This window comes from Vibrio sp. 2130-1, from assembly GCF_033339515.1.
In genome coordinates, this window is sequence record NZ_JAWOUT010000721.1 from 1 (window position 1) to 519 (window position 519).

1 pseudogene is annotated in these 519 nt (G+C 46.1%); it reads right to left on the reverse strand.

What is annotated here, in order from left to right:
* A pseudogene (locus R7Q09_RS28340) lies at nt 1-519 on the reverse strand (dGTPase); the annotation flags it as partial.

Below are 519 nucleotides of genomic sequence, written 5' to 3' on the forward strand. Positions count from 1 at the left end.
TGCGGCACTTGAATGACATACTGACTGACGAAATGTTTAAGCACATCTAGCGCTTTCGCCATATGCGGTTCTAAACAAGCATTCCATGCCAGTAAAGGGTTTTGGAATGGTTCATCAACCACTTTAATAGAGATGCTTGTAAGTAGGGCATTGACCATACCGCCAATCGCATCTTTGCGTTGGTGATGTTTACCGCTAAACAGCATTTGCCCGATAGAGTCGATATGTTCTTCAAACCAAGGATCACCGCAATCAGCTAACTGACTTGCTGCACCTTCTTGCCATTGCTGACGTGTGACCATACCCAGCACAATGGCATCTTCTAAGTCGTGCACGCCATACGCAATATCATCGGCGAGCTCCATAATGGAGCAGTCGAGGGATTTAAAGCGCGTTTTGCTGTGCTCTAAATAGGAGTCTGGTCGATAGCGCATTTGGCTCAACAGGCTTTTGTCATTCTCGCTGAGTGGAGCGATAACCCAATCAAACAGATCTTTATCACAATCGTAGATGCCTTTC